The sequence below is a fragment of the Reyranella sp. genome (assembly GCF_044224635.1).
GTDB lineage: Bacteria > Pseudomonadota > Alphaproteobacteria > Reyranellales > Reyranellaceae > Reyranella.
Genome location: NZ_JBGAKA010000054.1, coordinates 22,773 through 45,346, shown reverse-complemented (window position 1 = coordinate 45,346; position 22,574 = coordinate 22,773). Strand labels below are relative to the sequence as shown.

Here is a 22,574-nt window from a genome sequence, read left to right as displayed (position 1 = left end):
GCCAGTCTGCTCTAACGGCGGCCTGCCCGTACCGGAGTGCCGTGCCCGATGTCCGATGCCGATCTGCTGTTCATGCCCGCGACCAGAGCCGCCGCCCTCATCCGCGCACGCAAGCTGTCGCCCGTCGACTATGTCGATGCCGTCCTGTCGGCGATCGAGCGTGCGCAGCCCAAGCTCAACTGCTTTCGCCAGGTGCTGTCTGACGCGGCACGGCGCGACGCACGCAAGGCCGAGGAAGCGGTGATGCGCGGCGACCAGCTGGGGCCGCTGCACGGCGTGCCGGTAAGCGTGAAGGACCTGATCGACGTCGCCGGCGCCCATACGAGGCACGGCTCGGCGATCTTCGAGGACAATGTCGCCAAGGCCGACGACGTGCTGGTGCAGCGCCTGCGCGCCGCCGGCGCCATCGTCATCGGCAAGTCGACGACGCCGGAGTTCGGCGTCAAGGGCCTGACCGACGGCCCCTCCTTCGGCGTGACGCGCAATCCCTGGAACCTGGGGCGCACGCCCGGCGGCTCGAGCGGCGGCGGTGCGGCGGCGGTCGCCGCCGGCCTGGGTCCGATCGCGCTCGGCACCGACGGCGCCGGCTCGATCCGCGGCCCGGCCTCATGCAGCGGCCTGGTCGGGCTGAAGGCGACGCTCGGCGCGGTGCCGGCCGATACGACACGCGATGCCTTCGGCAACAACGTCTATGCCGGGCCGCTCACACGCACCGTCACCGATGCCGCGATCATGCACGCCGTGCTGACCGGGCCGAGCGGCAAGGATCCCTGGAGCCAGGGCGGCGAGGACAGGCGCCAGCTCTCGCCGGCGCTGACGGCTGAGGATCTGTCGGCCATCCGGATCGGCTACGTCGAGCGCACCGCCAACCCGCGGGTCGCCGCCGACGTGCGCGCCAACACGCGCCAGGCGCTCGACGCCTGGCAGGCAATGGGCGCCGACATCGAGGAGGTCACCGATCGCGTCGACTGGATCGAGCTCGAAGGCCGCGTGCTCTACCAGGCCAACTTCGCGGTGTTCTGCGCGCAATACCTGCCGAAGTGGCAGAACCAGATGGACCCGGTGACGCTCGCCTTCATGGAGCGCGGCGGCAAATTCAGCCTGGCCGATTTCCGCAACGCCCAGTTCGCCCGCACCGGCCTGTTCCGCGCCATCCAGGCCCTGCTCGAGCGCTTCGACTTCCTGGCGATGCCGACCAACTCACGCACCGCGCTCGACGTCACGCACGATGCCGCCAACGACGAGGTGGTGGTAGACGGCGAGAAATGCGGCATCACGCGGCAAGGCTGGACCTCCTACCAGTACCCGTTCAACCTGACCGGCCATCCGGCTCTTGCCGTCCCGTCGGGCTTCGGAACCGACGGCCTGCCAACCTCGGTGCAGATCGTCGGCCGCTGGGGCGCGGAAACCGACGTGCTGCGGCTCGGCGGATTGCTCGAACGGGCGCGCCCGTGGGCGCAGCATCGGCCGAAAAATTTCTGACGCGGCGAACCTTTCTCCACCCGAGGCGCCTCTCATGAACGTCGCCAATACCAAGGAGGCTTCGTTCATGTCGTTCAAACGCAACATCCCCGGCTGGGAACGCGCCGTTCGCGCCGCGCGCGGCATCGGGCTGCTCGCCGTCTCGCAGCCCGACTGATGCGCTTCGCGCGCCGCACCTGCGCCACGACGGAGGATGCCGAGGACGCAGCCCAGGCCGCGCTGTAGCAGCTCCATCGCCCGATCGGCACGCTGCGCGTGATCGCGGCATTCGCCAGCTGGCTGTTTTGCATCGTCGAGCGCGAATGCCGCCGCCTGCTCGGCCTGCGGCGACCGGCCGTGCCCATCGACCAGGTGGCCGAAGTCATCTCGTGAAATGAAGCACTTATTCTGTCGCAGGCCCTCAAGGTCCCTCGCGGTGCTCGGGATGACAGCATTCCTCGATGGACCGATCTCGTGAATTGATGCCTTGGTGCCTCACGGTCTCCATGGCCAGGGCGGCAGTCAATTCGCGCACGGCGGAAGCCGGATTCACCAGTCACATTCCCTCCGGCTGGTTCCAGCCGGCGGGAATGTGCTCTAGGCTGCCGCGGGTTCACGGAGGAAATTCATGCGTTTGCTTTCGGCGCTCGTGTGCGCCACCGCCCTGCTTGTCGGCATCGAACCCGCGATGGCCGAATATCCCGACAAGCCGATCCGCATCATGGCGCCCTATGCGCCGGGCGGGAACATCGACGTCACGGCGCGCATCATCGCCGACAAGCTGAAGGATGTGCTGGGTGTCACCGTGCTGGTCGAGAACAAGGCCGGCGCCAGCGGCATGATCGGCGGCGATGTGGTCGCCCGCTCGGCCCCCGACGGCTATTCGCTGCTGGTCGCGGCGAACTCGCTGGTCGTGGTGCCGGTGATCTATGGCAACGCGCCGTACGACTGGAAGACCGCGTTCCAGCCGATCAGCCATCTTCAGTCGGTGCCTGCCGTCATCGTCGTTCCGCCGAGCTCGCCGATCAAGACCTTGGCCGATTTCATCGCGCTCGGCGGCGACGGCAAGTTCAGCGTCGCCGACTCGGGCGTCGGCACGACGAATCATCTCGTCCTCGAGCTGCTCGGCGAGGCGACCGGCGCCAAGTACACGCTGATCCATTACAAGGGCAGCGGCGCCGCGACGATCGACGTCATCGCGGGTCAGGTGCCGGCGCAGGTCGACCAGCTCAATGCCGCGATCGGCCATATCAAGGCCGGCAAGCTGCGCGCCATCGCCGTGTCGTCGGACAAGCGCGTGCCGCAACTGCCCGACGTGCCGACCATGAAGGAGGCCGGGGTCAAGGGACTGGAGAATTTCACCTTCGCCACTTACACGGGCCTGTTCGGTCCGGCGAAGATGCCGCCTGACGTGCTGGCCAAGCTCAATGCCGCCATGAAGACGGTGCTCACCGATCCTGCGGTCGTCCAGCGCTTTGCCGACCTCACAGCCGAGACTTCCTGGAGCACGCCGCAGGCACTCGCTGCCATGCTCGATCAGGAAGAGCGCACCGTGGTGCCGCTGGTCAAGAAGCTCGGCATCAAGGCGGAGTAACCCGAAGGATGACCTGGCTCCCTCCCGCCGTCGCGCCGATCATCCTGCTGCTGATCTCCAACGTCTTCATGACGTTCGCCTGGTACGGGCATCTCAAGTTCACCGATCGGCCGCTGTGGCTGGTGGTGGTGGCGAGCTGGGGCATCGCCTTTGTCGAGTATTGCTTCGCCGTGCCGGCCAATCGCTGGGGCCACGCGGTCTATTCGGCGGCCGAGCTCAAGACCATGCAGGAGGTGATCACCCTCACCGTGTTCGCGGCCTTCTCGGTGCTTTATCTCGGTGAGCGCATAAACCTCAATCATGCGGTCGGCTTCGCCCTGATCTGCGCCGGCGCCTTCTTCGTGTTCCGCGGTCCCTTGCCGAACTGGCCCTGAAGATAATCACAGGTCTCCGCCGAGCCTTGGCTGCTAGAACCCGTGGGATGAACGACTTTCGTCCTGCGTAAGGGCCCTTGGGGAGACTGGCGATTGGCCATCGTGGGCAGGCGAGGTTGGCGCGACTGGTTCAGGCGGGAAGGCGTGGCGCTGATCGTCGTCCTGCTGATCGCCGCCGCGCTGCGGCTGTGGCGGCTCGGCGACAACGGCTTCGGCACCGCCTACTACGCCGCCGGCGTGCGCAGCATGCTGCAGGACGCCGGGCTCCTCTTCTACAACGCCTTCGATCCCGCGGGCTTCATCTCGCTCGACAAGCCGCCGGTCGCCTTCTGGATCCAGACGGTTTTTGCCGCCCTGCTGGGCTACAGCGGCTGGACGATCCATCTGCCGCAGGCGTTGGCCGGTATCTTCTCGGTATGGCTCCTCCACCGCCTGGTGCGGCGCTCCTTCGGCGTGCCGGCCGGCCTCGTCGCCGCGCTGCTGCTGGCGCTGTCGCCGATCGCCGTCGCCGTCGACCGGTCCAACAACACCGATTCCTGGCTGGTGCTGTTCCTGCTGCTCGCCGCCGTCCTCGCCCTGCGCGGCCGCGGCCTGGCGCTCGCCGCCTCGATGGCGCTGCTCGGCATCGCCTTCAACGTCAAGATGATGGCCGCGCTGGTGTGCGGGCCGGCGCTGCTGGCGGCGTGGCTGCTCTCGACCGAGCTCGATTGGCGGCGGCGCTTCGGATGGATGGCCGCCGGCGCGGCCGTGCTGATCGCCGTGTCGCTCTCGTGGGCTGCCGCCTTCGATCTCACGCCCAGGGACCACCGGCCCTATGCCGGCAGCAGCCGTGACAATTCGATGCTCGAGCTGATCGTGATGCACAATGCGCTGGAGCGCTTCGTGCGCCCCGAGCGGCCGGCGACGGCGGGCACGGCCGCGCCGCCGGCGCCGCGCTTCGCGGCCTACGACAACGTGCCGGTCGGCCCCTTGCGGCTCGCTCAGCCGACCTTGGCGCCGCAATTCGCCTGGATGCTGCCGCTGGCCATCATCGGCGTCGTGCTTGGCTGGCGCCGCCGGCGGCCAGCGATCGCCCTGTGGGCATTGTGGGCGCTCGCCTATGGCGTGGTGTACAGCGCTGCCGGCGGCATCTTCCACGCCTATTACCTGTCGACGCTGGCGCCTCCACTGGCCGCGCTCGCGGGCATCGGCGGGTTCGAGCTGTGGCGCCGCGGCCCGCGGCATCTCGCCATCGGCCTCGCCGTGACAGCGCTTTGGCAAGGCTACGTCGCCGGGTCGGCCGTGGGCTGGGACTCCTCGTGGCTGGCCGCACCCGGGCTCGCCCTGCTTGTCGGCGGCGCGACGCTGTGGCGGGACAAGCGACCGCCGGCCCTGATCGGCGCGCTCCTGCTGCTGGTGCTGCCGACGGCGTGGACGCTCAGCGTGCTGTTCGCGCCGGGCAATCTCACCCTGCCGTCGGCCAGCCTGGTGCGCTGGCTCGGCCGGGACGACGGCCGCGGCCCCATCCTGTCGCGCGACTGGCGCGCCCTGACCGACGATCCCAAGCTGGCGGCCTTCCTGCAGGACAATCGCGGCAAGGCGCGCTTCCTGCTCGCCGCGCCCAACGCGCTGCTCGCCGCGCCGGTGATCGTGCGAACCGGCCAGCCGGCCATGGCGTTCGGCGGTTTCTTCGGCACCGACCCGGTGATGGGCGTCGATGCCTTCGCCAAGCTCGTCGAGCGCGGCGAGGTGCGCTACGCGGTGCTGGGCAGCACGCGGCGGCAGAGCGAGTTCGAGCGCTGGGTGATGGCGCATGGCCGGCCGGTCGATCCCGCGGCCTGGCGATCCCTGCCAACCGAGCCGCGGCGCGCCATCATCCTGTTCGACTTGGCTACGAAGTAGACGGGCGGCGAAGTAGTTGGGCGCCAAGGTAGGCGGCTACTCGGCCGCCTGGCCGGCCGCCTGCTGCAGCGCGCGCCGGGTGCGCTCGCCGGCCCGCCGGTTGCGCCGCTTCAGCCACCACATCAGGAAGCCGGTCACCGCGAAGATCGGGATGATGACACCGGAGACGAAGACCAGGAACTTGTAGATCCCACCCAGGCCCACGCCGTAATGCAGCGCACGCTGCCAGGCGATGATGCTCTCGCCGGTCGACAGGGTGCGCGGATCGAACACGTCGACCACCGATTTGCGCCACGGATCGACGATCACGGTGATGATCGGCGCACCCGCCTCGTGGCCGGGCCGGATCAGGCCGATGCGGATGGCCTGGTCGGGACGCGTCGCCAGGAAGGCATTGAGGAAGCGGGCATCGGGCACGCGCTCCTGGGCAAGCGCCAGCGCTTCGCCGAGCCCGATCGGGGTGGCGCCGCGAATCGGCTCGACGCGCGCCTGAAACATCGCCGCGCGCATGTCGCGGCCCGGCCAGACGGCGCCGACTGCCGCCGAGATCTGCTGCGGAAAGGCGAGATAGACGCCGGTGAAGTTCACCAGCATGAACAGCACCAGGCTCCAGATGCCGACCGCGCCGTGCAGCTCCCGATTGAGGCGCACGCCCCTGGCCTTGCGGCGGACCATGAAGGCCGCCTTCCATTGCCCGGGCCGCGGCCACCACAGGTAGAGGCCGGAGCAGCCCAGGAACAGCAGCGCCACGCCGAGCCAACCCACCAGCTCGCGGCCCAGTCCGCCGGCGATGAACAGATGGCCGTGCAGGTCGTGGAAGAAGCGCACCCAGCCGGTCATCGCCTGCTGCGTCTCGAGGATTTGCAGCGACACCGGGTCGACCAGGATCTGCAGGCTGCCGGCGAACGGGCTCTGCACCGGCACCCGCCCCTGCGCCGCCCCACCCTGCTGGCCACCGCCTTGCGGGCCAGCGGCTTGTTGACTGCCTCCCTGCTGGCCCCTTCCCTCCTGGCCTTGCGGCGGGCGATCGCCGCCCCGGAACTGCGGGCGCTCGCCGGCCATGCCGGGCCGCGACAGGCGGACGGCGGCGGGTTCACCGACCTCGCTCGGCCAGCGCACGGCGATGGGGATGCGCCCCGCCTCGCGGTTCGCCGCCCGCGCCGCCTCGATCAGCTCGACCGGCGACCGCCAATCACCGCGCGTCGTCGCATGCGGCTCGCCCTGGCCCAGCAGGTGCTCGATGTCGTGGGCATAGACCAGCACCGCGCCGGTGATGCCCATCATCACCAGCGGCAGCAGCAGGATCAGGCCGACCCAGAGATGGATCTGCTGCAGCCAATAACGAACCGTCCGCCGCTGTGGCTTGGGAATTGCGGGCATCGCGACCTGCCTGACTGATGGGAGGGCTGGCGGCGGCTGGCCCGATGACGACGAGTCAGCCCGCGCCCAGGGCGCGAGCAATCTGGTTGGTCAGGAGCGCCGCCACGTAGGCGAGCCCCAGCATGTAGAAGAAGGTCACCCACATCCATTTCCAGCTGCCGGTCTCGCGGCGGATGACGGCCAGGGTGGAGGCGCACTGCGGCGCGAAGACATACCAGGCGAGCATCGCCAGCGCCGTGGCGAGACTCCACTGCCCGGCGATCGCCTGGCCGATCTTGTCAGCCGCGTCCTCAGCCCCGCCGATGGCGTAGATGGTGCCGAGCGCGCCGACCGCGACCTCGCGCGCCGCCATGCCGGGGATCAGCGCCACGTTGATCTGCCAGTTGAAGCCCAACGGCGCGGTCAGCGGCTGGATCAGCGAGCCGATCATGGCGGCCAGGCTGTAGCTGATGGCGGGTTCGGTCGCGCCCTCCGGCGGCTGCGGGAAGCTCGCCAGCAGCCAGATCAGGACCATCATCGACAGGATGGTCGTGCCCGCCCGCTTGAGGAAGATCGTCGCCCGTGTCCACAGACCGATCGCCAGGCTCTTGGCCTGCGGGATCTTGTAGTCCGGCATCTCGAGCATGAACGGTTCGCCCGGTGCGCCGCGCCAGATCAGGCGCTTCAGCACGAAGGAGACGGCGAGCGCGCCGACGATGCCGGTGGCGTAGAGGCCGAACATCACCAGGCCCTGAAGGCCAACGACGCCCCACACGTCGCGGTCGGGAATGAAGGCGCCGATGATCAGGGTGTAGACCGGAATGCGCGCCGAGCAGGTCATCAGCGGCGCCACCAGGATGGTGGTGAGCCGATCGCGCCGGTCGTCGATCACGCGCGTCGCCATGATGCCCGGGATGGCGCAGGCAAAGGAAGACAGCAGCGGGATGAAGGCGCGCCCGTGCAGGCCGGCGCCGCCCATGATCCGATCCATCAGGAAGGCGGCGCGCGCCATGTAGCCGACATCCTCGAGCACGAGGATGAAGAAGAACAGGATGACGATCTGCGGCAGGAAGACGATGACGCTGCCGACGCCGGAGATCAACCCGTCCTTGAGGAAGCTCTTGAGCAGCTCGGGCAACGGGCCCGCCTCGACCAGCGCCCCGAGCCAGCCGAAACCCGCCTGGATCGCCTCCATCAACGGCCGCGCCCAGGCGAACACCGCCTGGAACATGACGAACAGGATGGCGATCAGCACGACCAGGCCGGCCACCGGGTGCAGCAGCACGGCATCGGCCCGCGCCGTGCCGCGATGGCGCTCGCCCGAGCTCTTGACCGCGGCATGCAGGATGCGATCGGCCTCGCGCTGGCTGACCCGCAGCTCGCCGGCGTCGGGCGCATGCCAGTCGGCGGCGCCGGGCGCCGGCAGCGCCTGCAGCAGGCGGTCGATCTCGCCCAGCAGCGCCTCGGTCCCGCCGCGGCGCACGGCGATCGACTGAACGACCGGGACACCGAGCTCGCACGCCAGTCGGGTCGCATCGATCTCGATGCCGCGCTTGCGGGCGATGTCCATCATGTTGAGCGCCAGCACGACCGGCCGCCCGACCCGCTTCAGCTCGAGGGCGAGCCGCAGGGCGAGCCGCAGGTTGGAGGCATCGCCGACGCAGACGATCAGGTCCGGCGCCGCCTCGCTGGCGTGGCGGCCGAGCACGACGTCGCGCGTGATCTCCTCGTCCGGCGAGCGGGCGCGCAGGGAATAGGTGCCGGGCAGGTCGACGACCTGGATGGCATGGCCGCCTGGCGTGACCAGCCGGCCCGTCTTCTTCTCGACCGTGACGCCGGGATAGTTCGCGACCTTCTGGCGACTGCCCGTCAGGGCGTTGAACAGGGCGGTCTTGCCGCAATTGGGATTGCCGACCAGGGCGACCACTGGCGCGACATTTGTCGCAACGTTCACGCGGGCGGCTCCGCACTCACCAGGACGGCCATGGCTTCGCGCCGGCGCAGCGCGATCGTCGTATGGGCGACCCGCACGGCGATGGGATCGCCGCAGAATGCGCCTTGATGCAGCAGCTCGACGTCGGCGCCCTCGACGAAGCCCAGCTCGATCAGGCGGCGCTCAAGCTCGTGCCCGGGCAGGCCGGTCGGCGAGTCATCGACGGCAAGCGCCTGAATCCGGCCGCGAAACCCCACGCGCGCGTCGCCCAATGCTAAGGTGGATTTGGCAATCATTGAGACTAATTCGTAATAGCACCGGCAAATCGAGTTTTCCAGCAGGGAGGTACGAAGAGATGGCAGCGATCGTTCTGGCGCATGGCGCCTGGTCGGCGGCATGGGCGTGGAAGAAGATGCGACCGCTGATCGGTGCCGCCGGGCACGAGTTTTTCTCGCCGACCTGCGGCAACGGCTGGAAGCTGCCGATCAATCCCATGCCACCCGACACCGCGCCCGCGGATGTCGCCTGGGCAAGCCCGCGTCGGCGGCCGCAGCCGATCAAGACCTTCGAGCAGAAGCTGCGGCTGGAGTCCAAGGCCGCGCCGCCGCCGCGCCATTACATCTACGCCAAACGCAACGGGCCGGGCGACGTGTTCCGCCAGTTCGGCGAACGGGCCAGGAGCGAGGCGGGCTGGACGTATCACGAGATGGATTGCAGCCACAATCCGCACATCACCTGCCCCGAGGCGCTGATGGCGCAGCTCTCCGACATCATGACCGGCAAATGACCGGCGCCCTCGCCTACGCCATTCTCGGTCAGCTCGGCCGCGATCGGCGCGCTGACGATTCGCTCAGTTTCACCGGCGGCGGCGATCCGGTGTTCGTCACGCCGTGGCGTATCGCCGAAGCGGGCTCCGCGGCGCTGGGCGCCGTCGGGCTGGCGATCTCGGACCTGTGGCGCCTCAGGACCGGCAAGCCGCAGGCCGTGACCATCGACCGCCACGCCGCCGCGGCCTCGCTGCGCTCCAACACCTACGTGCTGCAGAACGGCGAGAAGCCGGTCTCGTGGGATCCCCTCGCCGGCCACTACCCGACGCGCGACAACAGGGTGATGTTCCTGCACACCAACCATCCGCACCATCGTGCGGGTGCGCTGCGCATCGCCGGCGCCGGCGCGGAAACGCGCGAGGCGCTGGCCGCCGCGGTCGCCCTGTGGGACGGCCTCGCCATCGAGGCGGCGATCGCCGACGGCAACTGCGTGGGCGGGCTGGTGCGCAGCCGCGACGAATGGAACGCCCATCCGCACGGCATCGCCGTCGCCGGCTTGCCGCTGATCGACATCGTCAAGATCGGCGAGGCACCGCAACGGCCCTTGCCGAAGGGCGACCGGCCGCTGAGCGGCGTGCGCGCCTTCGACCTCACACGTGTGCTGGCCGGCCCGACCAGCGGCCGGGTGCTGGCGGAGAACGGCGCCGACGTCCTGCATGTCGCGGCGCCGCACCTGCCCTACCAGACCGAGATCCTGATGGACACCGGCCACGGCAAGCGCTGCACCTGGATCGACCTTCGCGAGCCCGCCGGTGTCGAGACGATGACCGCGCTGCTGCGCGAGGCCGATGTCTTCACCCAGGGCTATCGCCCGGGCACGCTCGCGGCGCGCGGCTTCTCACCCGAGCGCGTGGCCGAGCTCCGTCCAGGCATCGTCTGCGTCAGCATCTGCGCCTACGGCCACGCCGGACCGTGGGCCGACCGGCGCGGCTTCGATTCGATCGTGCAGAACGTCACCGGCCTGTCGGCAACCCAAGGCACGCTCGCCAAGCCGCGCAACCTGCCGGTGCAGGCGCTCGACTACATCGCAGGCTACCTCGGCGCGCTCGGCGCCATGATCGGGCTGGCGCGCCGGATCGAGCAGGGCGGCTCGTGGCTGGTGCGCGTGTCGCTGGTCCAGGTCGCGCATTGGCTGGCGAGCCTCGGCACCGTCGAGGCCGGCGACGGCCTCGCCGAGCTGAGCGAGCCCGAGCTCGCGCGCTACCTGATGGAAAGCGACGGCCCATTCGGCAGGCTGCGCCATCTCAAGCCCGTGGTGCAGCTCAGCGACACGCAACCCTTCTACACCCGGCCGCCGGAGCCGCTGGGCAGCTCGCCGGCGCGCTGGGCTTGAGTCAACCAGGACAGGCTTTGCGACAATGGCGACCTATTCGATCCACGCGGCGAAAACGAATCTCGCCAAGCTCATCGCCCGCGCCGAAGCAGGCGAGGAGATCGTGCTCACCCGCGGCAGGAAGCCGGTCGTCAGGATCGTCCCATTCAGCCGAAGCCCGAGCGGAAGTTCGGATGTCTGAAGGGTAAGGTATCGATAGGTCCCGAGTTCTTCGAGCCGTTGCCCGAGGACGAGTTGAAGCTCTGGGAGTAGGAGCGCAAACCTCTCGCTGGCGCCGTCTCAGCCGACGTGACGCTCTTCTCATGCTCCTCCCCAGCTTCGCTGGGGAGGTGTCCGCGTAATCGCGGACGGAGGGGTCATAGGCCCCCTCACGTGACCCATGACCCCTCCGTCTCGGATTACCGAGACACCTCCCCAGCTTCGCTAGGGAGGAACATGAGAAGAGAGTCCTACGCCACGCGAGGCGCCTTCCTGGCGCGGCTGGAAAGAGGAGGTTCAGGCCGATCACGCCGCCTGCAGGGTCGGCAGCGGTGACACCAGGGCGTCGATGAAGCGCCGGCAGAACTGCTCGGCGGTGGTGCGGCGGACCTTGGCGTTGAGCGCGGCGTGGCGGGCGCGGCGCTCGTCGAGCGACATGGTGAGCGCCACGTGCATGGCGTCGGCGATCGCATCGCCGTCGAACGGATTGACGATCAGCGCCTCGGTGAGCTCGTGCGCCGCGCCGGCGAAGCGCGACAGCACCAGCACGCCGGGATCCTCTTCCGGCTGGGCCGCGATGAACTCCTTGGCGACGAGATTCATGCCGTCGCGCAACGGCGTCACCACGCCGATGCGGCCGATCCGGTAGAGGCCCGCCAGGGTCGAGCGGGGCGCCGGACGCGTCGAGTAGCGCAGCGGCGTCCAGTCGAAATCGGAGAAGCGGCCATTGACCCGCCCAGTCAGCCGGTCGAGCTCGGCGCGCAGCTTGCGGTACTCGTCGACTTCCTCGCGCGAGCGCGGGCAGATCTGCAGGAAGTGAATCCTGCGGCGATGCTCGGGATGGCGTTCGAGAAGGATTCCGTAGGCCTCGAACCGGTTGGGCAACCCCTTGGAATAGTCCATGCGGTCGACACCGATGGCGAGGCTGCGCCCGACCAGGCTGTTGGCCACGCGCGTGACGAGCTTGTCGCCGGCCGACCGCTTGGCCTCCTGGGCGAACGACTCGGCGTCGATGCCGATCGGGTTGGCGAAGGCGCGCATGCGCCGGCCGTTCAGGCGCACCCATTCGCCGTCGACCGTGGCGCCGAGCAGTCGCTGGGCGCAGTCGCGGAAGTCGCGTGCATGCTCCTCGGTCTGGAAACCGACGACGTCGTAGGCGCATAGATCGGCCACCAGCTCGCGCGCGACCGGGATGGCCTCGAGCACCGAGGGGGGCACGAACGGGACGTGCAGGAAAAAGCCGATCGGACCGGTGAAGCCGTGCCGGCGCAGGATGCGACCGAAGGGCAGCAGATGATAATCGTGCGCCCATACCATGTCGTCTGCCTGCAGCACCTGGCTCAGGGACGACGCGAACGTGGCATTCACGGCGAGGTAACCTGCATAGTCCTCGCGCCGGAAATGCATCAGGCCGAGACGGAAGTGCAGCAAAGGCCACAGGGCGCCGTTGGCAAAGCCGACATAGAAGGCGCGATGCGCTTCGGCAGTCAGGTCGATCGTGGCGTAAGTGACGCCGCGTGCCTCGACCATTGCGGGCTGCGCCGCAGGATCGCTCGACAAGCGACCGCTCCAGCCGAACCACATCGACCCGGGAATCATCAGATCGCGCAGGGCTACCGCCAAGCCGCCCGCGGCGGCACTCCGGGCCTTCGGGATGGGCACCCGGTTCGAGACAATCACGAGGCGTGCCATAGTCCCTCCTCCCAACTGCGCGACAGGCGCATGGCCGACAGGATCAGCCCGACCTGCGAGTAGGTCTGCGGAAAGTTTCCCCACAGCTCGCCAGTGCGAGGATCGATGTCCTCCGACAGCAGCCCGACATGGTTGCGGCGGGCCAAGAGGTTGTTGAAGAGCTCGAGCGCCTCCTGCCGCCGCCCGACGCTTACCAGCGCATCGATGTACCAAAACGTACAGAGCAGGAAGGCATTGGACGGCGTGCCGAAATCATCGGCCTCGCGATAGCGCATCAGAAAGCCGTTCTTCATCAAGCGCTTCGATACGCAATCGATGGTCGCATGGAAGCGCGGATCGTCCGATCCGAGCAGACCGATCTCGGGCAGCACGAGCGACGAGGCATCGAGCATGTCACGATCGAGCACACCCGACAGCCAGCCCTCCCCGGTCGTGCCGCGCTGCAGCACCTCGTGACGCAGGACGCCGGCGCGGGCCAGCCATTGGCGCGATTCGGAATCAATTCCCACACGCTTGGCGATCAGTCCCAGCCTGTGCTGGGCGGCCCAGCACATGGCCGCGGAAAACGTATGCACTTCCTCGCGCTCCCGATACTCCCAAAGGCCGGCGTCGGGAGTCAACGCCGCCCGGTGCGCCTCGTTCCCGACCACGCACAGCTGCCGGTAGAGCGTGAGATCGCCTTGGCGCGGCAAACGCTCGTCCCAGAACATCTGGGCCGCCGTGAGGACCATCGAGCCGTAGGTATCGTTCTGGCGCTGCACCACGGCGGCGTTGCCGATGCGCACCGGGCCGTTGCCGCGATAGCCGGGCAGCGAATCGACGATCCGCTCGGTGGTGTCGGCGCCGGGCGCGATCGGAAACAGCGGCAGGATCGAATCGACCTCGCCGCGCGCGCTGCCGTCCTCGACGATGTCGACAATGAAGCGCACATACTGTTCCATGGTGCGTGTGGCCGACAGCCTGTTGAGGGCGGTCACCGTGAAGAAGGCATCGCGCAACCAGGCGAAGCGATAGTCCCAGGTGCGCGGCGTGTCCGGCGCCTCGGGAACCGACGTGGTGAGGGCCGCCAGCACCGCACCGGTGTCCTCGTAGCTGCACAGCTTCAGGGTGATGGCGGCGCGGATGACCGCCTGCTGCCAGTCGAACGGCACGTTGAGATCACGCACCCAGGTATGCCAATACGCTTCGGTTTCGGCGAGAAAGTTGCGCGCCACAGAATCGGGGCTTTCCGGCAAGCTCTCGTCGGCACCAACGATCAGCGTGATCGGCCGATCGAGCGAGAACTCGGTCTCATGCAGGACGTGGTTGACCGACGCGTCGGTGGTCAGCCGCAGCACCGAGGTGTCGCTGAAGAAGCGGACGTGATTGCTGCCGGCGGTGAGCTGCGCCTTGCGCGCCCCGTAATCAAAGGTCGGACGGATCCTGATTCGCAGCCGCGGCCGCCCTTCCACGGGCTCGAGGCGGCGGATCATCATGGGTGGCCGGAACATGCGGCCGAACCGTCGGAAGCGTGGCGCGAAATCGACGATCCGCAGCGATCCGGCCGAGCCCTCGATCGTGGTTTCGAGGACGGCGGTGTTGCGCAGGTAGCGCTGGCGGCTGTCCTTGGCGCCGGCGACGGCGACATCCATGAAACCACCCTGCGGATCATTGCCGCCGAGCAGGGCGTTGAAAACCGGGTCGCCATCGAGCCGTCCCAGGCCATGCCAGACATGTCGGCCGTTGCGGTCGATCAGGCTGGCGATCGAACAGTTGCCAATGACGCCAAGATCGAGGCTGCTCATGGCGCAACCGCCGGCGACGACGCGCCAACCGGTGCGACACGGCCTCCCATGAGGTCGACGCCGCGTTGCAGCCAGGCGCGCACCGCCGAGGGTTGCCCGCCGAACACTTCCGCCACGCGCAAGCCCTCCCCGCCCAATCTTTTCGCCGCTTCCATCCCCGCCTCGTCCGTGAAATCGTCGCCGACAAAAATCGGTCGGCGCCCCTGAAATGGCGCATGAGCCATCAAGCGCTCGACGGCGCGGCCCTTCGATGTCGTGCGCGGCCCGATCTCGACGGCCTTCCTCGCCGGAATGAGACGGAACTTCGGATGGTCGTCGGGGACCAGCGCGCGCGCCAGCCGCCAGACATCCTTCTCACGATCCGGCACCAGCCGGTAGTGGATGGCGACGCCATGCGGCTTGGCCTCGACCAGCACACCAGGCCATCGCTCCGCCGCAGCCGCCAGCGATTCGCGCCAGCTTCGCGGCATCGTTGCCGTGAACCTGAAATCCTCGCGCGTCCCGTCATCGCGCCGCAACGAGACGCCGTGCTCGCCGGCCGCAGCGGCGGCAAACGGCTTCAAGAGACTGTCGGTCATGGCAAGCGACCGGCCGGTCACGATCGCCATGGCGCCGTCCAACTGCGCATGAAGAGCGGACAGCAACGCCGGCAGACCGGGTGGCACCACCACCTCGTCTGGTGTCGCCGCGATCTCGATCAAGGTGCCGTCGAGATCGAGGAACAGGGCGGTGGTGCGATCGAGGTCCGGCGGCGTCATCCTGTTCCCACTCGCAGTGACGAGATTCGCGCAGCCAGACGCTCCCGCAAGAAGGGGGCCGCGCTTGGCGCGCGTGCTTGTTAACGTTGTGGGTCGCAAATGGTTCCAGTGACTGCGCCAACGGAGGCCCTTCTTGAGCAAGGAAACTACAGAGCTGGTGAAACGACTCATTGCCGGGACCGCGCTACCCCAGTGGCGCTCTTCTTGTCGAACCCATGAGCGCCACTGGAGTGGCGCGATCCCAGCGAAGAGACGCGTCAGCGCAGGGGTCCCAGCGGCTGCCAGAACGACTTGCCGGATTCGAACGCCGCCGCTGCGGGCGATATGCCGGCATCACGCAGGCTGCGCGCGTCCATCGCCGCCAGGTGACGGCGGATAACGATGCGTTCGCGCCAAAGTTTCAGGCATGCCGCGACGCGCCGGCGAACAGTCAGACGGGGCGACGCCGGCGTGACGAAGGCATCCGGCCGGCCGTCGATGCGATAGCGCGATTGATAGCTCATCTGAACCCTCCTTGGGCTTGATGAACCGAAGGTGATCGCCCGCCACCCCGCGCTCAATTGCATGGCAGGTAATGACGCCCCTTATGCAATTGGGGCAGCCGGCGGCGGCATCCATGCTACTAATTCGCCAGTCATCGTCTTCGCCAGTCATCTTCGCTCGAGGTTCCCGCCATGCTGCCTAGCCAACGCGCGCTGTTCGATATTCCGCGCGAGGTCTGTTTCCTCAATGCCGCCGCCTGGAGCCCGCTGCCGCTTGCCGTGCAGGAAGCCGGCCGCATCGGTGTCGGCCGCAAGGGCCAGCCGTGGAAGCTCGACGCCAAATTCATCGCCGAACAGCACGAGCGGGCGCGCAAGGCTGCAGCCGCCCTGATCGGCGCCGAGCCGGTCGATATCGCGCTGATCCCCTCGGTCGGCTACGGCGTCTCGACGGCCGGCAAGGTGCTCGACGTGCCGCGCGCCAGCCGCGTGCTGGTCCTGGAGAACGATCACACCTCGCCGGTGCTGGAATGGATGAGCCGTGCCGCCGAAGGCGGCTTCACGGTCGAGCCGGTGGCGCAGCCGGCGGATGGTGATTGGACCGCCGCCGTGCTCGAGGCGATGGCGCGCCGCGGCGCCGCACCGCTCGCCCTGGTGTCGGTGTCCTCGGTCCATTGGTCGGACGGCGGAGCGCTCGACCTGCCGCGGCTTGCCGCCGCCGCCAGGGCCCAGGGCGCGGCGCTGCTGATCGATGCGACACACGACGCCGGCGTGCGCCGCATCGACGTCAGGACGCTCGATCCCGATTTCCTGATCTTCCCGACCTACAAGTGGGTGCTCGGCCCCTATGGCCGCGCCTTCATGTACGTCGCCAAGCGCCATCAGAACGGCGTGCCGCTCGAGCAGACCGCGCCGGCGCGCAAGGGCGTGTCGGCCGAGGCCAAGGTCTATTTCCGCGATCTCGCCTATGCCGACGGCGCGCGGCGCTACGACATGGGCGAGCGCGACCACTTCATCACCCTGGAGATGGCCGCGGTCGGCATGGAGATGATGGCCGGCTGGGGCAACGACCCGATCGTCGAGCGCCTGTCGATGCTGACCGACCGGCTGGCCGACGGGCTCGCCAACTCGGGCGTGCGCGTGCTCGACCGCAAGCTGCGCGCCCCGCACCTGCTCTGCCTCGCCTTCCCCAAGGGCATGTCCGACGACCTGCCGCAGAAGCTTGCCGCCGAGAACGTCTATGCCGCGCCGCGGCTCGGCCGGCTGCGCATCAGCCCGCACGTCTACAACGACGAGGAGGATGTCGACCGCTTCGTCGAGGTCTTCAAGCGCGTCGCGCTGTGAGGCGCCGCCTGTGATGCGGTCAAGGACGGAAAGGTCCCTCGCTGCGCTCGGGATGACAACAATGCTGTCATCCCGAGCGCAGCGAGGGACCTTTCATTCGTACCTGGTTCAACAGGATAAGTGATGCAGGCTCGCCTGGCCGTCGATATCGGCGGCACATTCACCGACGTTGTCCTCGAGACAGCCACGGGCACCCATGCTGTCAAGGTGCTCACCACGACGGACGCCCCGGCACGCGGCGTGCTCGACGGCGTGCGCGCCATCCTGACCGCGGCCAAATGCAAGGCGGCCGACGTCGGCCTGGTGGTGCACGGCACGACGCTGGCCACCAACGCGCTGATCGAGCGCAAAGGTGCGCTCACCGCCCTGGTGACCACGGCGGGCTTCCGCGATTCCCTGGAGATCGCCTGGGAGCATCGTTTCGAGCAGTACGACATCTACATGGAGCGGCCCGAGCCGCTGGTGCCGCGCGACCTGCGTTTCGGCGTGCCCGAGCGCGTGGCGGCCGATGGCGCGGTCCTGATGACGCTCGACGAAACGGCGGTGCGCGCGGTTGCCGGCGAGCTGCGCGCCCGCAAGGTCGAGGCGGTGGCGGTCTGCTTCCTGCACAGCTTCACCAACGAGGGGCACGAACGTCGCACGGGCGAGATCCTGGCCGAGGAGCTGCCTGGTGTCGCGATCTCGCTGTCCTGCGAGGTCTGTCCCGAGATCCGCGAGTACGAGCGGACGTCGACCACCATCGCCAACGCCTACGTCCTGCCGCGCATGGCGGGCTATCTCGGCGCGCTCGAGTCCGATCTCAAGAACGAAGGCGTCGCCGGGCCTTTGCTGCTGATGATGTCGTCGGGCGGCATCACCACCGTCGAGACGGCGCGACGCTATCCGGTGCGCCTGGTCGAGTCTGGACCGGCCGGCGGCGCCATCCTGGCGCTTACCGTCGCCGCGGAGAACGCGCTCGCCAAGGCCGTCGCCTTCGACATGGGCGGGACGACCGCCAAGCTCACGCTGCTCGACGACCTCAGCCTGCAGCGCTCGCGCCAGTTCGAGGTCGCGCGCGCCTATCGCTTCGTGCAGGGCAGCGGCCTGCCGGTACGCATCCCTGTCATCGAGCTGGTCGAGATCGGCGCCGGCGGCGGCTCGATCGCGCGGCTCGATGCGCTGGGTCGCCTCCAGGTCGGCCCCGACTCGGCCGGCAGCATGCCTGGCCCGGCGAGCTACGGTCGCGGCGGCACGTCGCCGACGGTCACCGATGCCGACACGGTGCTGGGCCGGCTCGATCCGACGCGCTTCGCCGGTGGCGCCATCCCGCTGCATCGCGACAAGGCGGCGGCGGCGCTGAAGCCGATCGCCGAGCATCTGCGCACGGATGCCGAAGGCGCCGCAGCGGGCGTCGCCGAGATCGTCGACGAGACCATGGCGAGCGCGGCCCGCGTGCATGCCGTCGAGAACGGCAAGGACACCGCCGACCGCACCCTGATCGCGTTCGGCGGCGCGGCGCCGCTGCATGCCGCGCGCCTTGCCCGCAAGCTCGGCATGAAGCGCGTGGTCGTGCCGGTCGGCGCCGGCGTCGGCTCGGCTTTCGGCTTCCTGCGCGCGCCGATCGCCTACGAGGTGGTGCGCACGCGTCATGTCCGGCTCGACCTGCTCGACGCGAAAATGCTGAACGAGTTGTTCGCCGCGATGCGCGCCGAGGCCGAGCAGGTGGTGCGGCCGGCGGCCCCGGGCGAGACGCTGATGGAGACACGGCAGGCTTTCATGCGCTATCGCGGGCAGGGTCACGAGATCGCCGTTGCCTTGCCCAACCAGCCGTTCGGTGCGGACGCGGCGCGCGAGCTGCATCGCCGCTTCGAGGCGACCTACGAAAGTGTGTTCGGGCGCGCCATTCCCAAGCTCGAGGTCGAGGCGCTGACCTGGACGCTGTCGATCGCCACCGACCGGCCGCTGCCCTCGGCCGCAGCCTCGCCAAAGGCAGTGTCGGCGCCCGCGCCAAGCGGTCGGCGCGATGTTCTCGATCCAGCCTCGGGGCGTCGCGATTCTGCAGCGCTCTACGAGCGCGCGGCGCTGCTTCAGGGCATGGCGATCGACGGCCCTGCCCTGATCGTCGAGGACGGCACCACCACCGTCGTGCCACTTGGCTTCACGGCCCGCATCAACGGCGTGGGCCAGATCGTGCTGGAGGATGCGACATGAGCACACCCACCGACATCCGCCTTCAGGTGATGTGGAACCGCCTGCTCTCGGTCGTCGAGGAGCAGGCGCGCGCCCTGGTGCGCACCGCCTTCTCGACCAGCGCCCGCGAGGCCGGCGACATCTCGGCCGGCGTGTTCGACCTCGACGGACGCATGCTGGCGCAGGCCGTCACCGGCACGCCGGGCCACGTCAACTCGATGGCGCGCAGCGTCATCCATTTCATCCGCGAGTTCCCGGTCGAGACCATGAAGCCGGGCGACGTCTACGTGACCAACGATCCGTGGAAAGGCACCGGCCATCTCTACGACATCGTCGTCACCTCGCCCGCCTTCCACGACGGCAAGCTGGTGGCGCTGTTCTCCTGCACCACGCATGTCGTCGACATCGGCGGCCTCGGCCAGTCGCCGGACGGCCGCCAGGTCTTCCACGAGGGTCTGTTCCTGCCGCTGCTGCCGCTGATGCGCGAGGGGCGGATGGACGAAAGCGTGATGCGCATCATCCGCGCCAACGTGCGCGAGCCGGTGCAGGTCGAGGGCGACATCCACGCGCTGATCGGCTGCAACGGCATCGGCGAGAAGCGCCTCAGCGACATGATGACCGAGCACGGCATCGCTTCGCTCGACGAGCTCGGCCAGCACATCATCGAGAAGAGCCGCGCCGGCATGGTGGCGGCGATCGGCAAGCTGCCGCGCGGCACCTGGAAGGGCCATATGCGGATCGACGGCTACGATGCGCCGATCGACCTGCACGCCGCCGTCACCATCCATGCCGACCGCATCTCGGTCGACTATGCCGGCACCTCGGGCGCGTCGATCTACGGCATCAACTCGCCGATGTGCTACACCGAGGCCTACACCGCCTTCGGCATCAAGTGCGTGGTGGCGCCCGACATTCCCAACAACGCCGGCACGCTCGATTCGATTCTCGTGACGGCGCCCGAGAACACCATCGTCAATGCCCTGTGGCCGGCCGCGGTCAACGCGCGCAGCACGATCGGGCACATGATGCCCGACGTCTGCTTCGCGGCCCTGCACCAGGCGATCCCGGGCCGCGTGCCGGCCGAAGGCACCAGCAACCTGTGGAACCTGAAGCTCGGCGCCGGCCACGGCATGACCGGCACGATCGGCAACAGCCGGCCGTTCATGGTGACGACCTTCCATTCCGGCGGCGCCGGCGCACGGCCGGGCCTCGACGGCCTGTCGGCCACGCCGTTTCCGTCGGGCGTGCGCAACGTGCCCGTCGAGATCACCGAGACCATCGCGCCGGTCGTCATCTGGAAGAAGGAGTACCGCACCGATTCGGGCGGCGCCGGCCGTCATCGCGGCGGACTCGGCCAAGTGATGGAGGTCGAGCATCGCGAAGGCGCGCCGTTCGGCATCTTCGCCACCTTCGAGCGCGTCAAGTACGCAGCCCGCGGCCGCGACGGCGGCAAGCCGGGCGGCAACGGCCGCCTGTCGCTCGCCTCCGGCCAGGAGCTGAAGCCGAAAGGCTTCCAGACCATCCCGGCCGGCGAACGCCTGGTCGTCGAGATGCCGGGCGGCGGCGGCTTCGGCGACCCGAAGGAACGCGACCGCGATCAGGTCGCGCGCGACGTCCGGCTGGGCCTGGTCAGCGCCGACCAGGCGAAGACGCTGTATGGAGCCGACGGCGACTGAACCGCTTGCATGTCACATTTGCATTGGCATATTATGCCAATGCAAGCTGGAGGCGTCTCATGCCGACCCGAAACGTCGTCCTCACGGAGCATCAGGCTGAACTGATCGAAAAACTCGTCGACTCGGGCCGCTATCAGAATGCCAGTGAAGTGCTGCGTGAAGGGCTTCGTCTCGTAGAGAGCCGGGAGAGGGAAGATCACGCCCGACTTCAGGCTCTGCGAGAGGCGGCTCGCGTAGGCATCGAGGATCTCGACTCGGGCCGCTACCAGGAATTCGCCTCGGTCGACGAGCTGAGGAGCCACCTCAATAATCTAGGCGACGCAGCGCTCGGTAGACGGAACGCTCGCGGGCGCAAGTGACATCGGGTACGCCCCGTTGGCGCATTCGTCTATCCAATGCGGCGGCCGTCGATTTCCAGGGTATCTTGCTTTGGACCAGAACCCGCTTTGGCGAGGATCAAGCGCTCGCCTACGAGAACGCGCTGACAGAGACGCTCGAGTTGCTGGCCGAGGGGCCGACGACGCCGGGAGCCAAAGCTCGCTTCGATATCGGCCGTGGTATTCATGCGCTCCACGTCTCACGCATCCGTCGTCGTGCCCGTCACGTCGTCCTGTTTCGTGTCATCGACGAGCATCGGATCGGGATTGTTCGGATCCTGCATGACAGTATGGATTTGGCGCGTCATCTCTCGGACCAGCAACCATGAGAGACTCAGCGCGGCGAAGACGCTAGTCTCTCGCCGCAAGACAAAGGCGAGGGAACCGAGATGTGGCAGCCCAACGAGCGTTATCCTGATCCTGCCGTGCGCGTGCTCGACGCGTCGTTCGCGCAGTACCGCCTGCCGCTGGCCTCGGTCGAGCGCCTGTACACCGGCTGCCGCTGGTCGGAGGGGCCGGTCTATTTCGGCGACGGGCGCTATCTGCTGTGGAGCGACATCCCGAACAACCGCGTGCTGCGCTGGGACGAGGAGACGGGCGCCGTCTCGGTCTTCCGCAAGCCGTCCAACAACGCCAATGGTCACACGCGCGATCGCCGCGGCCGGCTGATCGCCTGCGAGCACGATGCCCGCCGTGTCGTGCGCTTCGAGTACGATGGCGCGATCACCGTGCTGGCCGACTCCTACGAGGGCAAGCCGCTCAACTCGCCCAACGACGTCGTGGTGAAGTCGGACGGCTCGGTGTGGTTCACCGATCCGATGTTCGGCATCCTGGGCTACTACGAGGGCCACAAGGCGGAGAGCGAGAACAGGCCGGCCGTCTACCGCCTCGACGCGGCCACCGGCAAGCTGACGATGGTGGCCGACGACGTGCCCGGTCCCAACGGCCTCGCCTTCTCGCCCGACGAGAAGAAGCTCTATGTCGTCGGCTCGCGCGCCGAGCCGCATCGCACCATCGTGTCCTATGACGTGACCGCCGACGGCACCCGGCTCGGCAAGGGCAGCATCCTGATCGACGCCGGGCCCGGCGGATCGCCCGACGGCTTCCGGGTCGACATCCACGGCAATCTGTGGTGCGGCTGGGGCATGGGCTCGGCCGAGCTCGACGGCGTGCGCGTGTTCAACGCCTCGGGCAAGCCGATCGGCCATATCGACCTGCCCGAACGCTGCGCCAACCTGTGCTTCGGCGGCCGCTATCGCAATCGGCTGTTCATGGCGGCCAGCCATTCGCTGTACGCCCTCTACGTCAACACGCAAGGCGTGGCAGGCGGCTGAC

At 68.4% G+C, this 22,574-nt stretch carries 20 protein-coding genes; 13 read left to right on the top strand and 7 right to left on the bottom strand.

Annotation, left to right across the window (positions count from 1 at the left end; all coding sequences use genetic code 11):
• Positions 1–48 precede the first annotated feature (48 nt).
• From ACILR9_RS31955 to ACILR9_RS31940, 4 genes are all read left to right on the top strand, one after another.
• Positions 49–1,482: an amidase gene (locus ACILR9_RS31955; protein ID WP_395714033.1), complete on the top strand. Its 1,434-nt coding sequence runs from the start codon at positions 49–51 to the stop codon at positions 1,480–1,482.
• Positions 1,483–2,089: 607 nt separating this feature from the next.
• Complete coding sequence (locus ACILR9_RS31950; protein ID WP_395714032.1) at positions 2,090–3,055, top strand: Bug family tripartite tricarboxylate transporter substrate binding protein; 966 nt, start codon at positions 2,090–2,092, stop codon at positions 3,053–3,055.
• Positions 3,056–3,063: 8 nt separating this feature from the next.
• Complete coding sequence (locus ACILR9_RS31945; RefSeq protein WP_395714031.1) at positions 3,064–3,429, top strand: DMT family protein; 366 nt, start codon at positions 3,064–3,066, stop codon at positions 3,427–3,429.
• A 102-nt stretch (positions 3,430–3,531) separates the two neighbouring features.
• Complete coding sequence (locus ACILR9_RS31940) at positions 3,532–5,310, top strand: glycosyltransferase family 39 protein (protein WP_395714045.1); 1,779 nt, start codon at positions 3,532–3,534, stop codon at positions 5,308–5,310.
• A gap of 36 nt (positions 5,311–5,346) precedes the next feature.
• On the opposite strand, the gene ACILR9_RS31935 is transcribed toward ACILR9_RS31940, so the two are convergent.
• The 3 genes from ACILR9_RS31935 to ACILR9_RS31925 are packed head-to-tail and all read right to left on the bottom strand — an operon-like array spanning position 5,347 to position 8,898.
• A complete protein-coding gene (locus ACILR9_RS31935; RefSeq protein ID WP_395714030.1) occupies positions 5,347–6,690 on the bottom strand; it encodes a PepSY-associated TM helix domain-containing protein in 1,344 nt (447 codons plus the stop codon).
• A 55-nt stretch (positions 6,691–6,745) separates the two neighbouring features.
• Positions 6,746–8,623 (bottom strand): ferrous iron transport protein B, encoded by a 1,878-nt coding sequence (gene feoB / locus ACILR9_RS31930; protein ID WP_395714029.1) that lies wholly within the window; start codon positions 8,621–8,623, stop codon positions 6,746–6,748.
• Positions 8,620–8,898 (bottom strand): ferrous iron transport protein A, encoded by a 279-nt coding sequence (locus tag ACILR9_RS31925; protein ID WP_395714028.1) that lies wholly within the window; start codon positions 8,896–8,898, stop codon positions 8,620–8,622. Before ACILR9_RS31925 ends, feoB begins: the two co-directional genes overlap by 4 nt.
• Before the next feature lie 59 nt (positions 8,899–8,957).
• Here ACILR9_RS31925 and ACILR9_RS31920 point away from each other — a divergent pair, with 59 nt between their 5' ends.
• The 3 genes from ACILR9_RS31920 to ACILR9_RS31910 are packed head-to-tail and all read left to right on the top strand — an operon-like array spanning position 8,958 to position 10,943.
• Positions 8,958–9,389 (top strand): hypothetical protein, encoded by a 432-nt coding sequence (locus ACILR9_RS31920; RefSeq protein WP_395714027.1) that lies wholly within the window; start codon positions 8,958–8,960, stop codon positions 9,387–9,389.
• Positions 9,386–10,762, top strand: coding sequence for a CoA transferase (locus tag ACILR9_RS31915; RefSeq protein WP_395714026.1), 1,377 nt, complete (start codon positions 9,386–9,388; stop codon positions 10,760–10,762). Before ACILR9_RS31920 ends, ACILR9_RS31915 begins: the two co-directional genes overlap by 4 nt.
• Positions 10,763–10,787: 25 nt before the next feature.
• Positions 10,788–10,943 (top strand): type II toxin-antitoxin system Phd/YefM family antitoxin, encoded by a 156-nt coding sequence (locus ACILR9_RS31910; RefSeq protein ID WP_395714025.1) that lies wholly within the window; start codon positions 10,788–10,790, stop codon positions 10,941–10,943.
• Positions 10,944–11,266: 323 nt separating this feature from the next.
• Here the strand turns inward: ACILR9_RS31910 and ACILR9_RS31905 are convergent, their stop codons facing one another.
• From ACILR9_RS31905 to ACILR9_RS31890, 4 genes are all read right to left on the bottom strand, one after another.
• On the bottom strand, positions 11,267–12,652 hold the full coding sequence (locus ACILR9_RS31905) for a trehalose-6-phosphate synthase (RefSeq protein ID WP_395714024.1): 1,386 nt from the start codon (positions 12,650–12,652) through the stop codon (positions 11,267–11,269).
• The gene (locus ACILR9_RS31900; protein WP_395714023.1) at positions 12,637–14,436 is read right to left on the bottom strand and encodes a glycoside hydrolase family 15 protein; all 1,800 of its coding nucleotides are present in this window, start codon (positions 14,434–14,436) and stop codon (positions 12,637–12,639) included. The genes ACILR9_RS31905 and ACILR9_RS31900 overlap by 16 nt, the downstream gene beginning before the upstream one ends.
• Positions 14,433–15,194 carry a trehalose-phosphatase gene (gene otsB, locus ACILR9_RS31895; RefSeq protein ID WP_395714022.1) on the bottom strand — a complete coding sequence of 254 codons (762 nt, stop codon included), beginning with the start codon at positions 15,192–15,194 and terminating at the stop codon, positions 14,433–14,435. Before otsB ends, ACILR9_RS31900 begins: the two co-directional genes overlap by 4 nt.
• Positions 15,195–15,451: 257 nt before the next feature.
• Positions 15,452–15,697 (bottom strand): DUF1127 domain-containing protein, encoded by a 246-nt coding sequence (locus tag ACILR9_RS31890; RefSeq protein ID WP_395714021.1) that lies wholly within the window; start codon positions 15,695–15,697, stop codon positions 15,452–15,454.
• A 171-nt stretch (positions 15,698–15,868) separates the two neighbouring features.
• Between ACILR9_RS31890 and ACILR9_RS31885 the strand changes: the two genes are divergently transcribed.
• From ACILR9_RS31885 to ACILR9_RS31860, 6 genes are all read left to right on the top strand, one after another.
• The gene (locus ACILR9_RS31885) at positions 15,869–17,017 is read left to right on the top strand and encodes an aminotransferase class V-fold PLP-dependent enzyme (RefSeq protein WP_395714020.1); all 1,149 of its coding nucleotides are present in this window, start codon (positions 15,869–15,871) and stop codon (positions 17,015–17,017) included.
• Between the two features lie 123 nt (positions 17,018–17,140).
• Entirely contained in the window at positions 17,141–19,207 is a 2,067-nt protein-coding gene (locus ACILR9_RS31880) for a hydantoinase/oxoprolinase family protein (RefSeq protein WP_395714019.1), read from the top strand.
• Positions 19,204–20,862, top strand: a complete 1,659-nt coding sequence (locus ACILR9_RS31875) for a hydantoinase B/oxoprolinase family protein (RefSeq protein WP_395714018.1) — start codon at positions 19,204–19,206, stop codon at positions 20,860–20,862. The genes ACILR9_RS31880 and ACILR9_RS31875 overlap by 4 nt, the downstream gene beginning before the upstream one ends.
• A 59-nt stretch (positions 20,863–20,921) precedes the next feature.
• Positions 20,922–21,221: a type II toxin-antitoxin system ParD family antitoxin gene (locus tag ACILR9_RS31870; RefSeq protein WP_395714017.1), complete on the top strand. Its 300-nt coding sequence runs from the start codon at positions 20,922–20,924 to the stop codon at positions 21,219–21,221.
• On the top strand, positions 21,218–21,568 hold the full coding sequence (locus ACILR9_RS31865) for a type II toxin-antitoxin system RelE/ParE family toxin (protein ID WP_395714016.1): 351 nt from the start codon (positions 21,218–21,220) through the stop codon (positions 21,566–21,568). Before ACILR9_RS31870 ends, ACILR9_RS31865 begins: the two co-directional genes overlap by 4 nt.
• 60 nt (positions 21,569–21,628) lie before the next feature.
• Positions 21,629–22,573 (top strand): SMP-30/gluconolactonase/LRE family protein, encoded by a 945-nt coding sequence (locus tag ACILR9_RS31860; RefSeq protein ID WP_395714015.1) that lies wholly within the window; start codon positions 21,629–21,631, stop codon positions 22,571–22,573.
• Position 22,574: the final 1 nt, after the last annotated feature.

Coding starts and splice junctions, on each gene's coding strand:
- ACILR9_RS31955 (WP_395714033.1), top strand. CDS start 49: ATGTCCGATGCCGATCTGCTGTTCATGCCCGCGACCAGAGCCGCCGCC.
- ACILR9_RS31950 (WP_395714032.1), top strand. CDS start 2,090: ATGCGTTTGCTTTCGGCGCTCGTGTGCGCCACCGCCCTGCTTGTCGGC.
- ACILR9_RS31945 (WP_395714031.1), top strand. CDS start 3,064: ATGACCTGGCTCCCTCCCGCCGTCGCGCCGATCATCCTGCTGCTGATC.
- ACILR9_RS31935 (WP_395714030.1), bottom strand. CDS start 6,690: ATGCCCGCAATTCCCAAGCCACAGCGGCGGACGGTTCGTTATTGGCTG.
- ACILR9_RS31925 (WP_395714028.1), bottom strand. CDS start 8,898: ATGATTGCCAAATCCACCTTAGCATTGGGCGACGCGCGCGTGGGGTTT.
- ACILR9_RS31920 (WP_395714027.1), top strand. CDS start 8,958: ATGGCAGCGATCGTTCTGGCGCATGGCGCCTGGTCGGCGGCATGGGCG.
- ACILR9_RS31915 (WP_395714026.1), top strand. CDS start 9,386: ATGACCGGCGCCCTCGCCTACGCCATTCTCGGTCAGCTCGGCCGCGAT.
- ACILR9_RS31910 (WP_395714025.1), top strand. CDS start 10,788: ATGGCGACCTATTCGATCCACGCGGCGAAAACGAATCTCGCCAAGCTC.
- ACILR9_RS31905 (WP_395714024.1), bottom strand. CDS start 12,652: ATGGCACGCCTCGTGATTGTCTCGAACCGGGTGCCCATCCCGAAGGCC.
- ACILR9_RS31900 (WP_395714023.1), bottom strand. CDS start 14,436: ATGAGCAGCCTCGATCTTGGCGTCATTGGCAACTGTTCGATCGCCAGC.
- otsB (WP_395714022.1), bottom strand. CDS start 15,194: ATGACGCCGCCGGACCTCGATCGCACCACCGCCCTGTTCCTCGATCTC.
- ACILR9_RS31890 (WP_395714021.1), bottom strand. CDS start 15,697: ATGAGCTATCAATCGCGCTATCGCATCGACGGCCGGCCGGATGCCTTC.
- ACILR9_RS31885 (WP_395714020.1), top strand. CDS start 15,869: ATGCTGCCTAGCCAACGCGCGCTGTTCGATATTCCGCGCGAGGTCTGT.
- ACILR9_RS31880 (WP_395714019.1), top strand. CDS start 17,141: ATGCAGGCTCGCCTGGCCGTCGATATCGGCGGCACATTCACCGACGTT.
- ACILR9_RS31875 (WP_395714018.1), top strand. CDS start 19,204: ATGAGCACACCCACCGACATCCGCCTTCAGGTGATGTGGAACCGCCTG.
- ACILR9_RS31870 (WP_395714017.1), top strand. CDS start 20,922: ATGCCGACCCGAAACGTCGTCCTCACGGAGCATCAGGCTGAACTGATC.
- ACILR9_RS31860 (WP_395714015.1), top strand. CDS start 21,629: ATGTGGCAGCCCAACGAGCGTTATCCTGATCCTGCCGTGCGCGTGCTC.